Here is an 18,103-nt window from a genome sequence, read left to right on the forward strand (position 1 = left end):
TACTTGATTATTCCGCCCATCCGCATAGGATCGGACCAGCCCGGAAGACGGCACCGGAGGGCGACCGGATGGCAACCGGGCGGCAACCCGAAAGGCGGCGACCGGCCTCCGGCCTGTCCTCCCCGCGCACCCCATCCCCCACCGCCGCCCGCGCGGCGCAAGGAACCACGCATGGCACGCATCGACCACTTCTTCCACGTCCTGCACGGGCTCGGCGGCTCGGACCTGCACCTTTCCAGCGGCTGCACGCCCATGGTGCGCGTGCACGGCACGCTGCAACGGCTGGACCACCCCGCGCTGGACGATGCCGACCTTTCCGCCATGCTGGACGAGATCATCCCCCCGGCCCGGCGCGACGAATTCGCCGCCGGCGGCGACCTGGACTTCGGCTACGCCGTGCCCGGCACCGCCCGCTACCGCGCCAACTTCTACCGCCACGAGCGCGGCGTGGGCGCGGCCTTCCGCGAGATTCCCCGCGCCATTCCCTCTGTGGAACAGCTGGGCCTGCCCCCGCTGCTGCGCGACCTGGCCATGCTGCCCAAGGGGCTGGTGCTGCTGACGGGCCCCACCGGCAGCGGCAAGTCCACCACCCTGGCGGCCATGATCGACCACGCCAACACCCACCGCCGCGACCACATCATCACCATCGAGGACCCGGTGGAATTCGTGCACGAGCCGCGCGGGTGCCTGATCAACCAGCGCGAGGTGGGCCGCCACACCAGAAGTTTCGCCGCCGCCCTGCGCGGCGCCCTGCGCGAGGACCCGGACATCATCCTGGTGGGCGAAATGCGCGACCTGGAAACCATCAGCCTGGCGCTGGAGGCGGCGGAAACCGGGCACCTGGTGCTGTCCACGGTGCACACCATCTCCGCGCCCAAGACCATCGACCGCATCGTCGAGGTGTTTCCGTCCGAAATGCAGGCCCAGATCCGCACCAGCCTTTCGGAAACCTTGCAGGCCGTCATCTCGCAGGTGCTGTTTCCGCGCGCCGACAGGCCCGGCCGGGTGGCCGCGCTGGAGATCATGCTGGGCGTGCCCGCCGTGCGCAACCTGATCCGCGAAAGCAAGACCTACCAGCTGCCCAGCGTGCTGCAAACCGGCAAGAACGCGGGCATGCAGACCCTGGACGACGACATCCTGCGGCTGCTGGCCGCCGGGCTGATCAACCCGCGCGACGCCGCCGTGCACGTGGCCGACAAGCCGCGCTTCAAGCCGTACCTGGCCGGAGTCGGCTCCACCGCCATGGGCCGCGCGGGAAGCGCGGGAGACATCACGGATGACGATTTCTGATCGGCGGCCCCCGCGGGCCCCAAGGCTCCCGATGCTCCCAAGGACACAACATGAACTACCTTGAATTGCTCGGCCTTTCGCGCGAGCCGTTTTCCACCTCGCCGGACCCGCTCTCGTACTACCGCGCGCCCGGCCACGAACTGTGCCTGCACCGGCTGGAAATCGCCGTGCGGCTGCGGCGCGGGCTGAACGTGGTGCTGGGCGAGGTGGGCACCGGCAAGAGCACCCTGTGCCGCTGCCTGCTGCGCGCCTTTGCCGAACAGCCGGAGGTCACGGCCCACCTGATCCTGGACCCCGGCTTCGCCAGCGCGGAAGCCTTTGCCCTGCACCTGTGCGACCTGCTGGCAGGTCCGGGTGGAGCGGCGGCTCCGGGGGCGGCGGGCGGGATGGCGAGTGCGGCCGCTCCGGCGGGCGAATCCAGCGCCGGGGCGGACACCGTCCCGGACGGCGACGGATTCGGCCCCACGGCGGCGCACATCACGGTCACCAGCGCCCCTGCGGCGACACCGGGCGACACCTCGCGTGTGGCCCCCGGCAGCGAACTGCGGCGCGAGGCGGTGGAACGCATCCAGACCTCCCTGCTGCGCCTGACGCAGGAGCAGGACCGCATCGTGGTGCTGTGCATCGACGAAGGCCAGAAGCTGCTGCCCGAATGCCTGGAAGTGCTGCGCGAACTGCTGAACTTCGAGACCAACACCGAAAAGCTGCTCCAGATCGTCCTGTTCGGCCAGCGCGAACTGGAAGCCACCATCGCCGCACTGCCCAACTTCCGCGACCGCATCAACGAATACCTGCCGCTGCGGCCCCTTTCGCGGCGCGAAACCATCCGCCTGGTGCGCCACCGGCTGCGCCTGGCCGGCGGCCCGGCCGGGGAACGGCTGTTCACCCTGCCCGCCCTGCTGGCCGTGCACCACGCCACCGGCGGCTACCCGCGCAAGATCATGCGCCTGTGCCACCAGTTGGTCATGAACCTGCTGATCAACAACCGCCGCCGGGTGACCTGGCGCGAGGTGCGGGCCTTCGCCACCCGCGACGCGGGCCTGGGCGGCAGGCTGGATACCGGCCCGGCGGGGCTCACCGGCCTTGCGGGCAGGGCCGGGCCGGGCCCGTTGCGGGTGGTGGGCTATGCCGCGCTGGCCGCCGTGCTGCTGGGCGTGGCGATGCTGGCCGGGGGGCACGTGCTGTCCGGCGGCGACCTGCGCCTGCCGTGGGCATCCGGCGGCGGGCAGGCGGCAGCGACCGCCGAAAACCGCGCGGAGGGCGTTGCGGAGGGCAACACCGCCGGAGGCGTGGCGGGCCTGTTCCGCCCCCTGCTGGCCTCGCTGGGGCTGTCCGGTGCGGAGCCCGGCACGGAAACCGGCGCGGGAACGGCGCAGGATGCAGCCCCCGGACCGGAAGCCCGCGCGGGCGCCTCGGCCCGGCCGCAGGCGGCAACGCCCGCAATGACAGGCCCGGCTTCGGCCGCGCTGCCCGACGCAGGCCCCACGGCCACCCCGGGGGCAACAGCCCCGGCGACCGCACCGCCCGCCCGCCTGGGCATGGTGGTGCTGCCGCGCGGCGAAACCCTGCTTGGCCTGCTGGACACCGTGTACGGCAAGGCCGCCGCCGTGCTGGATGCGGTGATGCAGGCCAACCCCGCCATCACCAATCCCAACCGTCTGCCCTCGGACACCATCCTGGCCCTGCCCGCCCTGGTCATGGAACCGGGCATGGAGCGGCGCGGCCAGTGCGCCCTGCTGCTGGAAAGCCACCCCACGCTGGAGGAAGCCTACCGGGCGTTGCGCGCCAGGGGCGGCGGCAAGCGCGAGGTGGTGCTGGCCCCGGTGTGGAAGCCCGACCGGGGGCTGCGCTTCTACCTGATGCCGCCGCGCTTCTACGCCAAACCCGCCGAGGCCCACGCCGCGGCGGAACGCTTCGGCCAGCGCTTTCCGGCCGCCACGGTGGAGCCCGCCTTCGGCGACGGCGCGGTGTTCTACCGCAATTTCGACTGATTCGCCGGGGAGCCGCGTTTCCGGGCTCCGGCTTCACTCCGCCCGCGCGCATCGCGCCACGCGCCCGCAACGCCCGTCACCCCGCCGTCACCATATCCTCACCCAACGCCCGCCGGGGAGTGCTTCCGTATTTCCGCAAAGCGCGCTAAAGATTTTCTAGAGTTCTCAGAAAACGGAGCGCACGTCGCCCCGCCCATTCCGCCGAGAGGCCCCCACAACCGAGGAGCACCCATGGCGAAGAAGAAGGTGGACGCAGGCAACGGCAAGCGCCGCAAGGAACGGGCAGCCCCCGCCACCGGCGCCGCATCCGTCCCCGCGCCTTCTGCGATGCAGGAAGAGGCCCCGCCGCTGCCGGAGCGCAACGGCAAGATCAGGCTCTCGTCACTGGAGGATTTCGAGGAACACAGACAGGTCCACCACGCCGACGTCAGGAACGCCGCCCGCGCGACGCCCCGTCCCACAGGCAAGACACCGGACAAGGCCCCAGGCAAGACTGACGACAAGACCGCCCGCAAGTCCGCCGCGTCCGCCGTATCCGCCGCATCGGGACGCCGCAAGGCCGCCGCGCGCACCCCCGGCGGCGAAATCCGCAAGCATTACGTCATCGACACCAACGTCCTGCTGGAAGACCCCGGCTGCATCGAGCAGTTGCGCAGCGACAACGAGAACGCCTGCTACCTTCCCCAGACCGTGCTGCAGGAACTGGACAAGCTGAAGCGCCAGCCCGCCAAGGCCCATCTGGTGGCCCGCGCCGTGTCCGCCGTGGAGGCCGCCGTCACCCGGGGGCACCTGCGGGTGGTCACCGGCGACTACCAGGCCCTGGCCCTGCCCTCGTCCGCGCCGGAGGTCAAATCCTCTCCCGACCAGTACATCATCGCCGACGCCCGCTCGCTGCTGGCCACCGTGCCGCGCGAGGAGCCGGTGGTGCTGGTTTCCAACGACCGGCTGCTGCGCATCATGGCCGACACCAGTTCCGGCCTGCGCAGCGAGGAATACCGCTGCTCCATCCCCTTCCGCTCCGAATCGGAACGCTACACCGGCTTCGTCACGCCCGCCGACGTGGTGCCCAACAGCTTCACCTGGGAAGGGGCGTACCCCGTGTTCCACGACCACGCGCTGGAGACGAACGAGGTCAAGTTCGCCCCCACCCCGTGGAACATCGTGCCGCGCGACGTGTACCAGGCGCTGGCCATGCGCCTGATGCTGGACCCGGACATCCCGCTGGTCAGCCTGCAATCCACGGCGGGCAAGGGCAAGACCTTCCTGGCCCTTGGCTGCGCGCTGGAAATGGTGCTGAAGGAAAAGCGCCACAAGCGCATCTTCATCTCGAAGCCTTTGGTGGAAATCGGCCCCAAGCTGGGCTACCTGCCCGGCGACCTGACCGAAAAGACCGACCCGTACATGGAATACATCGTGGACCTGATGCTGAAGCTGCACAACGAGCACCGCCGCGCCCCCAACGCGCTGGCGGCCACGCCCAACGGCACCAGCCTCAGCCGCCTGAACCCCAAGGTGATCCAGGTGCTGCCCATCAACTACACGCGCGGCCGCAACCTGGAAGACTGCGTGGTGATCCTGGACGAGACCCAAAACCTCTCGCGCGAGGACCTGCGCACCCTGCTCACCCGCATGGGCCGCAACGTGAAGGTGATCTGCATGGGCGACACCCAGCAGGTGGACGCCCCCTTCAACAGCCCGGAAAACAACGGCCTGAACTGGCTGGTGCGCCTGCTGCGCGGCAACCCCGGCTACGCGCACCTGGTGCTGCGCGGCCGCAAGAGCCGTGGCCCCATCACCGACATGGTGGTGGCCGCCGGGCTGTAGGAAAGGACGGAAAGGGGCGGGCGGGGGATGCACATCCGCACCGCGCCGCGCCACGAAAGACCGGACACATCGCACGACACGCTGGGCGGATGCCGCGAGGCGTCCGCCCTGCGCCATGGCGCCGCCCGGCCTGGCCCATCACGACCAGGAGCAAAATGACCTCACCGGTCCCTTGCGCAGCCGGTGCGGCACGGATAGCATCCTTGCATGTCCACCCGATCCGGCCACCACACCCCGCGCAGAGGCCATGCCCCTGCCATGTCCCCGACCGAATTGCCCGACATCCGGATGCCCGCACCCGCCGTCCCGCGTGACGAACGAGGCGTGGCGGGCCGCGCGCTGCACGGCGTGGGCTGGCTGGTGGGCCGCATGCTGCGAGGGCTGGCGCTGGGCATAGCGGCAACGGGCCGAGGGGTGTTCGGCGCGTTGCGCTGGCTGGCCGTGTCGGTATGGCGCATGGCGGGCGGCCTGTGGGCGGTCATGGCCCACGTGGTGGGCGCGCTGTCGGGCCGCAAGAACGGCAAGGGGACAGGCCCGGCTGGCGTCATGTCGGGCACGCCGGGCGCATCGGGCATGGCACCGGATTTCGGCGACGCTTCGGGAACCGGCTCGCACGGCGGCCCCACCATGCCGCCGGAGGATGCCGACCGGCGCTCCTCCCCCTTCCTGAGCATGCAGCCGCCCGGAACGCCGCCCCCGGCATCCGGCCCGCCGTCACCCCGAACGTCACCCAGAACGCCGCAAGGCCCCACGCGCCCACGCGCGCCCCGCTCCGGCTGGCCGCTGGCCGTGCGGCTGGTACTGCTGGTGGCGCTGCTGCTGGGCGGCGACATCGCCCGCTACGCGGTGTGGCCGCCGGTGGCCATGCTGGCGAAACAGAACCCCGCCATCACCTCGTTCATGGAGTACCGGCAGGCGCAGTGGGCGCGGCAGGGGCGCGGCCCCAGCTATCGCCAGACCTGGGTGGGCCTTGGCAACATTTCTCGCAACCTCGTGCTGGCCGTGACCATCGCCGAGGACGACAAGTTCTGGCGGCACGAGGGGTTCGACCTCGACGGCATGGAAGAAGCCTTCCTGCGCAACATCGAGGAGGGGCGCATCGCCGCCGGGGGCAGCACCATCACCCAGCAGCTTGCCAAGAACCTGTGGTTCACCCCGGAAAAGAGTCTGTCGCGCAAGGTCAAGGAGGCCATCATGGCCTGGCGGCTGGAGCGCGAACTGTCCAAGCGGCGCATCCTGGAACTGTACCTGAACGTGGTGGAATGGGGCGACGGCGTGTTCGGTGCGGAAGCCGCCGCGCGCCATCACTACGGCAAGTCCGCCGCCGCGCTCACCTCGTGGGAGGCGGCCCGCCTTGCGGCGGTGCTGCCCAATCCCCTGCGCTGGTCGCCCACGGGCACCTCGCGCGGGGTGCAGGTGCGGGCATCCATCATCCATTCGCGCATGGAACGGCGGATGGGGGACGGGTAAGCACCTTCAAAACATACCGGGCCTGTTCCAGAAAAACCGCCCGGCGTCGCACGCAAAAAAACCCCGCCATTGCTGACGGGGCGTAACGCTTAATGGGCGTTGCACTGTTTGTCGTGCTTGCGGTTCCTCGGCTTGTCTGGAGGCAGAAACAAGGCGACCACGAAAACGGCAAGACCGAAGAGGCCCACCGCGATAAGATATGTCGTCATGCCTTTCTACCCTCCTGCCATGTCAGTACCATTGAAACAATGAAGAACGCGACACCAAGAAAATAACAGGCGACCTGAGGGGTGGCCGGAGTCGGGTTGAGCATCCCGCCAATGAACATGCCGACACTCATTTTTTCAAGCCAGTCGGCAATGCGCTTCCTCATGTGCCACAGTAACCATGATCGACGTTCTTCGCAACCGTGGCCACCACCTTGGGATGGTGCCCGCCCCTTCCTCTTCCCGGCCAAGCGCGACGGGTACCCGCCGCGCCTGGCCATTTTCTTCTTCTTTCCTCCCCCCTATTTGCCCAGCCATTCGTTGACCAGTTCGGGGTGCTCCTTCATGAACCGCCGGGCGTTGGCCATCAGGTCGGCGTTCTTTTCCTGATTCCAGGCCATCAGCGTTTCCAACTGGTTGGCGTCGGCATAGCGGAAGCGGTCGAGAAAGGCGTAGACCTCGGGCATGTCCTTGTCCAGGCCGTTGCGCACCACGGTATGGATGCGTTCTTCCTCGCCCAGCACCTTCTTGGGGTCGTCCAGGTAGTGCAGCTGCCAGCGGCCGAACATCCAGTGCGGCGACCAGGCGGTGACCACGATCCACTCCTTGCGGCGGATGGCGTCATCCAGCGCGGCGGTCATGGTGGCCCCGCTGCCCTCTACCAGGGTCAGCTTGTTCAGGCCATAGTCCTGCATGGCCTTTTCGGACAGCTTCATCAGGCCGGAACCGGGGTCGATGCCGATGACCTTGCCCTTGAACTTGTCCGCGTTAGCGTTCAATTCCTCGATGGACTTCAGGGGCACGTAGTCGGGCACCGCCCAGCCAAGGCGCGCGCCGCCCACCAGCGGGCCGAGGTCCTTCACCTTGCCTTCCACCTTTTTCAGGTAGTCGCCGTGGGTCACGGGCAGCCACGCGGTGACCATGCCGTCCACGTCGCCCGAGGCCACGGCCATCCACATGGCGGCGGCGCTCACGGGCAGCACTTCCACCTTGCGGCCCAGCTTGTCCTCAATCACCGCCTTGGCGAGATGGGAACTGGCCGTGGCGCAGTCCCATTCCACGTAGGCGAGGCGGACGGGCTTGCCCTCGGAAGCGGGTGCCGCAAGGGCCTGCGTTGCCAGCAGCAAGACCGCCAGGGTCAGCAGCAGTATCTTCTTCATGTCGTGCTCCTCTGTTGGAGGTTATGCCGCGCACTGCGGCGAGGTGGTGTGGGGCGTGCGGAAACGGGAAGTTAGCCCCCCACCCGCTTCCCCACATGCTGCAATATGCGGTCAAGGCAGATGGCCACAATGACGATGCCGATGCCCGCCTCGAAGCCGTTGCCCATTTCCAGCCGCTGGATGGCCTTCCATACCTCGCCGCCAAGGCCGCGCGCGCCGATCATGGCCGCGATGACCACCATGGACAGGGCCAGCATCACCGTCTGGTTCACGCCCGCCAGCATGGTGGGCGCGGCCAGCGGCAGTTCCAGCTTCACCAGCCGCTGGAAGCGCCCGGTGCCGAAGGCTTCCGCGCATTCCACCAGTTCGGCGGGCACCTGCCGGATGCCCAGGCAGGTGAAGCGGATGGCGGGGGGCATGGCGAAGATCACCGTGGCGAATACGGCGGCCACCTTGCCTAGGCCGAAGAACGGAATGGCGGGAATCAGGTAGACGAAGGCGGGCATGGTCTGCATCACGTCCAGCACGGGCATGACCACGGCGCGGGCCCGGTCGCTCATGGCGGCGGCGATACCCAGCGGAATGCCCACCAGCACCGCCAGCAGGGTGGCCACCAGCACCAGCGCAAGAGTGCTCATGGTCGCCTGCCACAGGCCCATGTTCCAGACCAGGGCCAGCCCGGCCACGGCGAACACGCCAAGCCCTGCCTTGCGGGTGACCCGCCAGGCCACCAGCCCCACAAAGGCGACCACCAGCACCGGGGGCAGCGCGTCCAGCCCGGCCTCCAGCAGGTTCAGGCCGCTTTCGGTCACGGCGGAAAAGGCCCGCGTGGCCGGGGCCAGGTGGGTCACCAGAAAGTCGATGGCCGCTTCCAGCCACTGGCCAAGGGGGATGCGGGGGAAGATGCCCGTTATGCCCGTTATGTTTGTCATGCTCGTCATATCCATCAGGCGTTCCCTCCTCGTTCGGCCAGCGCGCCCAGCAGCAGCCCGCGCACGATGACGCCCGCCAGACGTCCGCGCTCGTCGGTGACGGCCAGCGGGTGGGGCAGCCCGGCCATGATGGGAATGAGTTCGGAGGCGGGGGTGTCTGTCGGGACGGTGGTGATGTCGGTGCGCATGATGGCCGCAAGGTCGCGCTCGCCGCCCGCCAGGTGATCGGCGATGTCGTCGGCCGTGACCAGTCCCACCAGCCTGTGGTTGCGGTCGAGCACGAACAGGGTGGCGATGGCGTGGTGGCGCATCTTGCGCAGGGCCGTGCGCGGGCCGTCCACGCCCAGCACCGCCACCGCCTCGGACCGCTTCATCACCGTGCCCGCCGTGAGCACGCGGGCGATGTCCACGTCGGCCACGAAGCGGGCCACGTAGTCGTCGGCCGGGCTGGTCAGGATGTCCTCCGGCGTGCCCACCTGCACCACGGCCCCGTCGCGCATGAGCACGATGCGGTCGCCGATCTTCAACGCCTCGTCCAGATCGTGGCTGATGAACACGATGGTCTTGCGCACGTCGTCCTGCAGGCGCAGCAGTTCGTCCTGCATGTCGCGCCGGATCAGCGGATCCAGCGCGCTGAAGGCTTCGTCCATCAGCAGGATGTCCGGATCCAGCGCCAGGGCGCGGGCCAGGCCCACGCGCTGCTGCATGCCGCCGGAAAGCTGGCCGGGCCGGGCCGCTTCCCATCCGGCAAGGCCCACGCGGGCCAGGGCTTCGGTCGCCTTGTGGCGGCGGGTCGATTTGTCCATGCGCGGGGGACCCATCACCTCCAGACCGTATTCGGCGTTTTCGAGCACGGTACGGTGCGGGAACAGCGCGAAATTCTGGAACACCATGCCGAAGGTGCGCTGGCGCAGGGCGCGCAGGTCCTTCACCGAAAGGGAGGTCACGTCCGCCCCGTCGATGCGCACCGTGCCGTCGGTGGGTTCGATGAGCCGGTTCAGGCAGCGCACCAGCGTGGACTTGCCGCTGCCGGAAAGGCCCATGACCACCACGATCTCGCCCTCCTCCACGTCGAACGAGGCGCGGTTGACGCCCACGGCGTGCTTGGTGCGCTTGTATATCTCGTCCTTGGGCCTGCCCTCGCGGACCATGGCCAGCGCCTTTTCCGGGGCCGGCCCGAATATCTTGGTAAGGTTCCTGATCTCTATCTTCGCCATGCTGCCTCCTGTGCCGCGCGCGCCACGGGTGCCCCGTTCCCGATGGGGTCCGGACGGAGCCCGGACGGGGACCGGTTGCGCCGGGGCGGACCACCCGACGGCACGGCCGTGCGCCATCCGGAAAGGGGACGGGACACGAACCGGCTGCGTGGGCACGCACCATCGGCGCACACCCGGCGTGGGCGCGCATCATGTTGTCGCAGGGATGCACGGGAGGGAGACACGGAACGGGATGCAGCCTGGCCGGGGCGCCATTGGCGCCGCACGGCCATGGCCGGTTCGCGGGGCGGACCATGTAGCGGACCATGTGACGGTCCATGAGGGGTCCCCCGCGAAAGACGCCGCACACGGGCGCACCCGCAAACGGCGGGAGCCCGGGCCTGCGGCACAGGCCACGGCACGACTCGCATCCTGCCGGGCCGCAAGGGCACGCCGGAGGAAGCACAAGCCGCGCATTGCGACTGCACCCGAAACATCGCACACCGAAAAATCACACGATTCCGGTGGCAAACATCATACCGAACTCATATGCATACGGGCAGGCATTCCTTGGCCCTTGCCCGTATGCTCAACATCCTCCCGGACATCGAAGCATAAGATTTCAATTCCGTGCGGGCATGCATTTCATTCGCATGATGAAATCGCCTGTCCACGCCATTCTATGAACATAAAGCAAAATATTCCCTGTGTCCACCTGCAATGTATTCTCACGACAATCACTGGCATTCCGGCATGTAATGCTCTCTCGGCCAAACGTCTCGCCGAGGCGCGCGCAGCCGTTGCACCCGGACGGAAAACATGCCATCCATGAAGCCAGCACGCTGCGGAGGTGAGCATGGCCATGGACAGTTTTTCCTTGCGACAAGCGGCGTTACGGTGGGGGGCAAGCCTGTTCGGCGTGGCCGACCTGGACCGCGTGCGCGCCCTGCCCACCCATCCCGCAAACCTGCTGGACGGCTGGTCGCGGGCCATCAGCCTGGGCGTGCGCCTGGCGGACCCGGTACTGGACGACATCGTGGACGGCCCCACGCCGCTCTACGCCCACCACTACCAGGCCGTGAACGCCCGGCTGGACGACACGGCCCTGCGCCTGACCCTGCTGATCCAGGAAGCGGGCGGGCGCGCCCTGCCCCTGCCCGCCTCGCAGACGCTGGACCCCGTGGCCTGCACCAGCATGATCTCGCACAAGGCCGTGGCCGTGGCCGCCGGGCTGGGCTGGCAGGGCAAGAGCCTGCTGACCGTTTCGCCGCTGTACGGCCCGCGCATCCGCCTGTGCACGGTGCTCACCGACCTGCCCCTGCAACCGGGCCGCCCGCTGCTGAACCGCTGCGGCAACTGTACCCGCTGCGCCGATGCCTGCCCGGCCGGGGCCATCAAGGGGGCCGCGCTGCCGCACGAGCCGGGCGCGCACTACGAAAGCCGCGACGAAGCCCTGCACTTCGAGCGCTGCCGCGCCCTGCTGCGCGAGGACTTCGCCAGGCGGCCGCTCATCGGGCATTCGGTGTGCGGGGTATGCGTCAAGGTGTGCCCGTGGGGGACGCGCGGCACGGGCGTGCTGCACGGACGCGACGACGTGCCCATGACCATGATGGACGACCAGTTCACCCTGTTCCCGCAGCCGTCCTGACGGGAAGCGCCGCTCCCCGGTGCCGGACGGCCCGGCCAGTCCCGACGAGCATGACACCGCAGCCAAGGGAGACTCCCATGGTCCGCTCCATCACCCCCCGCGAACTCGACGACGCCATCTGCGGCGAAGAACGCCTGCTGCTGCTCGACGTGCGCAGCCGGAACGAACACGCCCTGCATCCGGAAGCCATCCCCGGCTCGCAGTGGCGCGACCCGGCCGCCGTCGGCACGTGGCTGCCCTCCATCCCGGAAGGCACCAGCGCCGTGGTGTACTGCGCGGGCGGAGGCGAAGCCAGCCGGGGCATCCAGTCGCGCCTGGCGGCGCGCGGGGTGACCGCGCGCTACCTGGAAGGCGGACTGGCGGCGTGGCAGCGGCAGCACGGCGGCGAGCACGGCGAACCCGGCGGACTGGGCGGACTGGACGGACTGGGCGGACGCACCGGCGAAGGCTGCGCCCATTCCCCGGTGCGCGGCGAACCCGGCGGGCACATCCCCGCCGGAGGCGAAAGCGGCCTGCACCGCCCGGCGGGCAACGGCCCCAATGGGCAGTCCGGCCAGCCGGGACGGCGCGGCAGCGAAGCCGGGGGACACCAGCACGCTCGCGGCGGCCGATCCGAAGCGTCTGGCGGCATGCAGGGCGGCATGCAGGGCGACATGGAGGGCGGCACGGGTGGCGGCAGCAGCGGCGGCGAGGGCGGCGGGGCGCGCTGAGCCCACGGCGTCGCCGAACGACGCATGCGGCTCCGCGCCCACGGCTCCGGTCGTGGCGGCGTGCCCGCCCTGCCATCCACTTTCCCTCCGCTCCGGTGTCGCCCCCATTCCCCTCTTCCCGGCCCATGCGGCTCCGCGCCCGTTTACCCCCACCCCGGCGCGTGCTATGCCCCTCCTTCGGCGCGATCTCCCGCGCGTACGCCCGTGCACGGACGAACCCGCACGCCCGACCGTTCCGCAGCCACACCCCGGAGAGACCATGAGCATATCCCGCCGCATCGCCGCGCGTTTCCGTTCGTCCTGCGCCCCGTACGCCTCCATCCCGCACAGCACGACACGCAGCGCGGCGCGCCTGGCGCTTGTCGCGCTGCTGGCGGCGGGCCTGCTGCTGGGCGGCTGCAAGCCCCCAAAAAAGGGAACGGCCGCCCTGCCGGAGCGCCCCACCTACGTGCGCGAGGCCACGGAGCAGAACGCCGACACGACCGACGAACGCGCGACCTCCGCAACATCCGCCGCCGAATCCGGCACGGCGTCCGGCCAGAACCAGTCCGGCCAGAACCAGTCCGGCCAGAACCAGTCCGGCGCAAACGAGTCGGACGCGCCCGACCTGGTGGTCACGCCGGACAGCATGGCCGACGCCCGGCAGGAACAGGACGGCAAGGCCGCGCAGTCCGCCCCGGCGCAGTCGCCGCAAGGCCGCGCCTCCGACCCCGTGGGCGAACTGGTGGAACTTTCCGACGGCACCAGCATCGAGGCCCCCACCCGCCCGCAGGACCAGTTCGCCTTTGCCATGGCCCTGTTGCAGGGCGCCGACGGCCAGCCCGACCCGGCTCGCGCCGCCACATGGCTGGAGAAGTCCGCCGCGCAGGACTTCGGCCCCGCGCAGGACGTGCTGGCCCGCATGTACCTGGACGGCACCGGCGTGCGGAAGGACGAGGCCAGGGCCTTCTCCCTGGCCATGTCCGCCGCCGGGCAGGACATCGTCAACGCGCAGGCCCTGGTGGGGGTGCTGTACACCTATGGGCGCGGCACCCGGCGCGACTTCATGCAGGGCGAAAAATGGCTCTCGCTGGCGGCCGAGCGCGGCCACCCGCAAGCCTGCGACCTGCTGGCCGAATACCACCGCAAGGGACTGGCCGGACCGGAGAACCAGAAGGAAGCCTTCCGCTGGACGGAACGCGCCGCGGCCCTCGGCGTGGTGCGTGCCCGGTTCTGGCTGGGCGTGCACTACCGCTACGGCATGGGCACCGAGCGCGACGATGCCAAGGCCCTGCACCTGCTGCAAGAGGCTGCCGACGCAGGCAACCCCGACGCCATGGGCCTGGTGGCCGAAATGTTCTATCGGGGCCAGGGCGCCGAGCCTGACCTGGCAAGCTCGGTGCGCTACTTCCAGATGGGCGAGAAGGCCGGCGACCAGCATTCGCGGCTCAATCTGGGCATCCTGCACCACGAGGGCAATGGCGTGCCCAAGGACTTCGGGCGCAGCTTGCAACTGTTCGGCCAGTGCGCCGAGGGCGGGCACCCGCGCTGCATGACCCTGCTGGGCAGCATGCTGGCCGCGGGCGAAGGGACCACGGCGGACGTGGTCACCGCCCATTCGTGGCTGACCCGCGCCGTGCTGTTCGGCGACGGCGACGCCGCCCCGGTGGCGGCCGAGGTGCAACAGCGCATGACACCCGACCAGTTGGTGCACTCCAAGAACATCGCCGCGCAGTGGATGCAGGTCCACCCGCAGTTCCAGCCCGCCGCCCCCGGCCTGCCCGACCCGCCCGCCCCCCAGCCCATGCCCCAGTCCGTGCCGCAACCGGCACCGCACGCCGCTCCGGGTGACGCCACAGGCGCGGCAGGCAAGGCCGCCCGCCCCGCCAACTGACGCGCCGGGCACGACGGCAACGCAACGGATGCAGCATGCCTCCTTTCCCCGATCATCACGCCCCCGGCGGCAGTTCCGGCCCGCTGCGTGTGTTCCGTCACCGCAACTACCGGCTGTTCTTCGGCGGGCAGGCCATTTCGCTGCCCGGCACGTGGATGCAGTCCATGGCCCAGTCGTGGCTGGTATACCGGCTGAGCGAATCCAGCTTCGTGCTGGGGGCGCTGGGCTTTGCCGCGCAGTTGCCCCTGTTCGCGCTGTCCGTGTTCGGCGGAGCCCTGGCCGACAGCCACGACCGGCGGACCATCCTGGTGGGCACGCAGGTGGCCTCCATGCTGCTGGCGCTGACGGCGGCCGCGCTGACCATGGCCGATCTGGTGCAGGTCTGGCACGTGTTCGTGCTGGCCACGGCCCTCGGCATGGTCAACGCCTTCGACGTGCCCACGCGGCAGTCCTTCGTCATGGACATGGTGGGGCGCGAGGACCTGCCCACGGCCATCGGCCTGAACTCGTCCATGTTCAACGCGGCGCGGGTCATCGGCCCCACGCTGGCGGGCCTGATGGTGGCCGCCGCTGGCGAGGGGTGGTGCTTCCTGCTCAACGGCGTCAGCTTCGTGCCGGTCATCGCCGGACTGCTGATGATGCGCCTGCCCGCCCACGTGCCCCCGCCGCCGGGGCCTTCGACGCTGCAACGCATCCGCGAGGGACTCGGCTTCGCGGTGCGCCACGAGGGCATCCGCACCACCCTGCTGCTGGTGGGGGCCACCAGTCTGATCGGGGTGAACTATTCGGTGCTGATGCCCGTGGTGGCCGACAAGGTGCTGGGCGGCAACGCCAGGACCCTCGGCCTGCTGCTGGGGGCCGCCGGGGCGGGCGCGCTGCTGGGCGCGCTGTGCCTTGCCTCTCGCCGGGACAGCAAGGGGCTGTTCCGGTGGACGCTGTACGCCGCCATGGGGCTGGGAGCCAGCCTGACGGCGTTCGCGCTGTGCCGGTCGGTGTGGGCGGCCCTGCTGGCCCTGGTGCCCGTGGGCATGGGCATGGTGGTGCTGATGGCCTCGGCCAACACGCTCTTGCAGATCATGTCGCCCGACGCCTACCGGGGGCGGGTCATGGCCCTGTTCTCCATGATGTTCCTGGGCATGGGGCCGTTCGGCTCGCTGCTGGGGGGCGCCATGGCCCATGCCCTGGGTCCGTCGACGACCCTGTTGCTGTCCGGCATCGTGTGCCTGGGCAACGCGTTGTGGTTCGGGCTGTGGCTGCGGCGGCGCGGGGATGGCATCGAGGACATGGCGCACGGCAAACGCGGCAACTGACCGCCGGCTTTGCCTTTGTGACAGTGGTTGCAGCCCGCGAGATGCACCACGGCGACGCGATGAGAACGGGGAGGAGGCAAGCCGATGCTGCCCCCTCCCCATGCTTTTCCGGCACGCAACGCCGATACCTGCGTCACTCTGGCCGCAACCGCCCCAACAGCGCTGGCAACAGATCGCCGTTGGCGGCGGCAAGGCGGTTGGCGTGCAACGGGTCCGGGTGGCCGTCTATGTCGGCCACGGCCCCTCCGGCCTCCCGCACCAGCAGGGCGCCTGCGGAAAGATCCCAACGCTTCAGGCTGACCACGAAGAAGCCGTCCAGCCGCCCGGCGGCCACGTAAGCCAGGTCCAGCGCCGCCGCGCCGCCGCGGCGCATGCCCGCCGCGCTGCGCGCAACGGCGCAGAACTGCGCGAGATACCCTTCCATGCCCGGCCACCTGGGCGGCGGCACCACGGTGCCGATGACGGCCTCGTCCAGCCGGGCGCGCCGCGCCACTGACAACGGCCTTCCGTTGCAGAACGCCCCCCGGCCGCGCACGGCCGTAAAGAACTCGCGCCGGGCCGGGTCGGCCACCACGCCGAGCACAGCTGTTCCGTCCACCTCCAGCGCCACCGACACGGCATAATACGGGATTCCGTGCACATAGTTCACCGTGCCGTCCAGCGGATCGACGATCCAGCGGTACGGCGACGCGCCGGAAACCCCCGACTCCTCACCCGACTCTTCGCCTAGCCGGGCATGGTCCGGATATACCTGCCGGATGCGCGCGAAGATGGCCGCCTCCGACCGGGCGTCCAGTTCCGTGGTGATATCGCCGGGGCTCTTGGTGGTGGTGTGCAAGCGGGCAAGACGCGAACGGCCGCGCGCCAGCACGGTGCATCCCGCCTTGGCGGCATCCAGCGCCACGGCGAGCGCGGCGTCGAGGTCGATGCCCGCGAATGGGTGGATGCCGGTGGACGGTGCGGCAGGCATGCAGCCCTCCCGAAGCTGAAGTGATGGGAACGGGGCAAGCCCCCCAAGGGATGCCGCCCCGCAACGGGCGCGGAATACCAGGGCACGCCGGAACCCGGCGGCGTTCCCCTTCCCTAGCACCGCGACGCGAAAGACAAAAGCTCCACCGCCTGTGCCCCGGCGCGCCTGTGCCGAGCCCCGCCGATCCCGCCAGTTCCGCCAGTTCCGCCAGTTCCGCCGATCCCGCCGCGCCCTGCTTCCCTTCCGGCACGCCCCCTTCCGCCCCCCGTATCGTCCCGCAGGCCCGGCCTGCCGCCACCCTACGCGCCCGTGCGGCCACACCCCGGTCACGCGCGGGTGCCGTCGCCACGCATCCGGCACGGCATCGGCGCCTCCGGTACACCACGGAACGGACGGGGCTGTCGATGTATTCGGAGTCGTTCCAGACAGGGGGCGCACTGTTGCATGCAGTTTCCGGAAGCGTCGGCAGCATGCATGTCCATTATTGGACTATTTTGTCCGATAGCGGCCAACAATGCCCTATTTGCGGCCAGCCCCTCTCGAACTTCGGATTTTATGCCATTTTTACAAAGCAATTAAGAATATTATAGGGGCGCACAACATGGCATGACCATTGCTTGAGAAAACCGGAACAAGCATAGCAGCACGCGCCTCAGTGCGTGGAGCGGTTGCAACACTTCGACTTTCTGCACGCCATGATTTGAAACGAATGCTGCACATTGTTTCGTTACGCATGAATCACCAGACAGGCATACAATGGAACTATGGGAAATCCTTATTGTGGCGGTGGCGGGATTTTTCTCCGGTGTCATCAAGACGGGAGTGGGCATAGGCTCCGGCGTCTTCCTGCTGCCGACGCTGTCCCTGGCCTTTCCCGCAAAAACAGCTCTTGGCCTGGGCGCGCCGCTCATGCTCGCCTCTGATATTATTGGCTTGCGCTATTACTGGATGCAGTGGGACAGGTCAAACAAACTGCTTCGCCTTATGCTTTCCGCAGTACCTGGCCTGTTGATCGGCACATTATTGCTACCAATCATACCGGCAAGAGAATTCCGCTTTGGCGTTGGAATGTTTGGGATGACATATGCGCTGAGTCATCTTTCCCCGAACATGTTCATTGTGCGTTGGATAAGGGCGCGTTTTACAGGAATAAACTGTCGCACAGGCAAGACCCAGATATATTTCTATGGTGCGCTAGGCGGCGTCGCAACTGTACTGGCGCACGCCGGCGGGCTGGTCTGGTCACTGTATCTCATGACCTCCATACAGGACAGGCGCACGTTCGTCGGAACCATAGTTTTCATCTTTTTTTTAACAAACACCTACAAGGCCATCGCGTATGTATTCATCGGCATCATTCCACCCCAAACAATATTCAATATTCTACCAGCTGTTCCAGCAGTATGGATTGGGAGCAGCCTGGGGAATCTGGCAAATAAACGCATGAATCAGCAGTTGTTTCGAAAGATTGTCCTTGGCGTCATCTTTATCGTTTCTGCAAAGCTGTGCTTCTGAAGTGAAGT

Annotated in this window: 13 protein-coding genes; 9 read left to right on the forward strand and 4 right to left on the reverse strand. The window is 68.6% G+C overall.

The window, feature by feature from the left end; translation table 11 throughout:
- Nucleotides 1–171: 171 nt before the first annotated feature.
- The 4 genes from V6B97_RS08945 to mtgA all read left to right on the forward strand — a co-directional run bounded on the left by V6B97_RS08945 (nucleotide 172) and on the right by mtgA (nucleotide 6,575).
- Nucleotides 172–1,290: a type IV pilus twitching motility protein PilT gene (locus tag V6B97_RS08945; protein ID WP_333506155.1), complete on the forward strand. Its 1,119-nt coding sequence runs from the start codon at nucleotides 172–174 to the stop codon at nucleotides 1,288–1,290.
- Between the two features lie 50 nt (nucleotides 1,291–1,340).
- The gene (locus tag V6B97_RS08950) at nucleotides 1,341–3,281 is read left to right on the forward strand and encodes an AAA family ATPase (protein WP_333506156.1); all 1,941 of its coding nucleotides are present in this window, start codon (nucleotides 1,341–1,343) and stop codon (nucleotides 3,279–3,281) included.
- 231 nt (nucleotides 3,282–3,512) lie between these two features.
- On the forward strand, nucleotides 3,513–5,105 hold the full coding sequence (locus V6B97_RS08955; RefSeq protein ID WP_333506157.1) for a PhoH family protein: 1,593 nt from the start codon (nucleotides 3,513–3,515) through the stop codon (nucleotides 5,103–5,105).
- A gap of 258 nt (nucleotides 5,106–5,363) precedes the next feature.
- On the forward strand, nucleotides 5,364–6,575 hold the full coding sequence (mtgA, locus tag V6B97_RS08960; protein WP_333506158.1) for a monofunctional biosynthetic peptidoglycan transglycosylase: 1,212 nt from the start codon (nucleotides 5,364–5,366) through the stop codon (nucleotides 6,573–6,575).
- Between the two features lie 508 nt (nucleotides 6,576–7,083).
- On the opposite strand, the gene V6B97_RS08965 is transcribed toward mtgA, so the two are convergent.
- The 3 genes from V6B97_RS08965 to V6B97_RS08975 all read right to left on the reverse strand — a co-directional run bounded on the left by V6B97_RS08965 (nucleotide 7,084) and on the right by V6B97_RS08975 (nucleotide 10,090).
- Complete coding sequence (locus tag V6B97_RS08965; RefSeq protein WP_333506159.1) at nucleotides 7,084–7,941, reverse strand: glycine betaine ABC transporter substrate-binding protein; 858 nt, start codon at nucleotides 7,939–7,941, stop codon at nucleotides 7,084–7,086.
- 71 nt (nucleotides 7,942–8,012) lie between these two features.
- A complete protein-coding gene (locus V6B97_RS08970; protein WP_333506160.1) occupies nucleotides 8,013–8,873 on the reverse strand; it encodes an ABC transporter permease in 861 nt (286 codons plus the stop codon).
- A 14-nt stretch (nucleotides 8,874–8,887) separates the two neighbouring features.
- Nucleotides 8,888–10,090 carry a quaternary amine ABC transporter ATP-binding protein gene (locus V6B97_RS08975; RefSeq protein WP_333506161.1) on the reverse strand — a complete coding sequence of 401 codons (1,203 nt, stop codon included), beginning with the start codon at nucleotides 10,088–10,090 and terminating at the stop codon, nucleotides 8,888–8,890.
- A gap of 835 nt (nucleotides 10,091–10,925) precedes the next feature.
- Here V6B97_RS08975 and V6B97_RS08980 point away from each other — a divergent pair.
- The 4 genes from V6B97_RS08980 to V6B97_RS08995 all read left to right on the forward strand — a co-directional run bounded on the left by V6B97_RS08980 (nucleotide 10,926) and on the right by V6B97_RS08995 (nucleotide 15,610).
- Nucleotides 10,926–11,717 (forward strand): 4Fe-4S double cluster binding domain-containing protein, encoded by a 792-nt coding sequence (locus V6B97_RS08980; RefSeq protein WP_333506162.1) that lies wholly within the window; start codon nucleotides 10,926–10,928, stop codon nucleotides 11,715–11,717.
- Between the two features lie 77 nt (nucleotides 11,718–11,794).
- A complete protein-coding gene (locus V6B97_RS08985) occupies nucleotides 11,795–12,427 on the forward strand; it encodes a rhodanese-like domain-containing protein (protein WP_333506163.1) in 633 nt (210 codons plus the stop codon).
- A 259-nt stretch (nucleotides 12,428–12,686) separates the two neighbouring features.
- A complete protein-coding gene (locus tag V6B97_RS08990; protein ID WP_333506164.1) occupies nucleotides 12,687–14,300 on the forward strand; it encodes a tetratricopeptide repeat protein in 1,614 nt (537 codons plus the stop codon).
- A gap of 35 nt (nucleotides 14,301–14,335) precedes the next feature.
- Nucleotides 14,336–15,610, forward strand: a complete 1,275-nt coding sequence (locus V6B97_RS08995; RefSeq protein WP_333506165.1) for an MFS transporter — start codon at nucleotides 14,336–14,338, stop codon at nucleotides 15,608–15,610.
- 133 nt (nucleotides 15,611–15,743) lie between these two features.
- Here the strand turns inward: V6B97_RS08995 and V6B97_RS09000 are convergent, their stop codons facing one another.
- Nucleotides 15,744–16,580: an inositol monophosphatase family protein gene (locus tag V6B97_RS09000; RefSeq protein ID WP_333506166.1), complete on the reverse strand. Its 837-nt coding sequence runs from the start codon at nucleotides 16,578–16,580 to the stop codon at nucleotides 15,744–15,746.
- 756 nt (nucleotides 16,581–17,336) lie between these two features.
- Here V6B97_RS09000 and V6B97_RS09005 point away from each other — a divergent pair.
- A complete protein-coding gene (locus tag V6B97_RS09005) occupies nucleotides 17,337–18,095 on the forward strand; it encodes a sulfite exporter TauE/SafE family protein (protein WP_333506167.1) in 759 nt (252 codons plus the stop codon).
- Nucleotides 18,096–18,103: the final 8 nt, after the last annotated feature.

It is taken from the genome of Nitratidesulfovibrio sp. 1201_IL3209, assembly GCF_036763125.1.
Classification (GTDB): domain Bacteria; phylum Desulfobacterota; class Desulfovibrionia; order Desulfovibrionales; family Desulfovibrionaceae; genus Cupidesulfovibrio.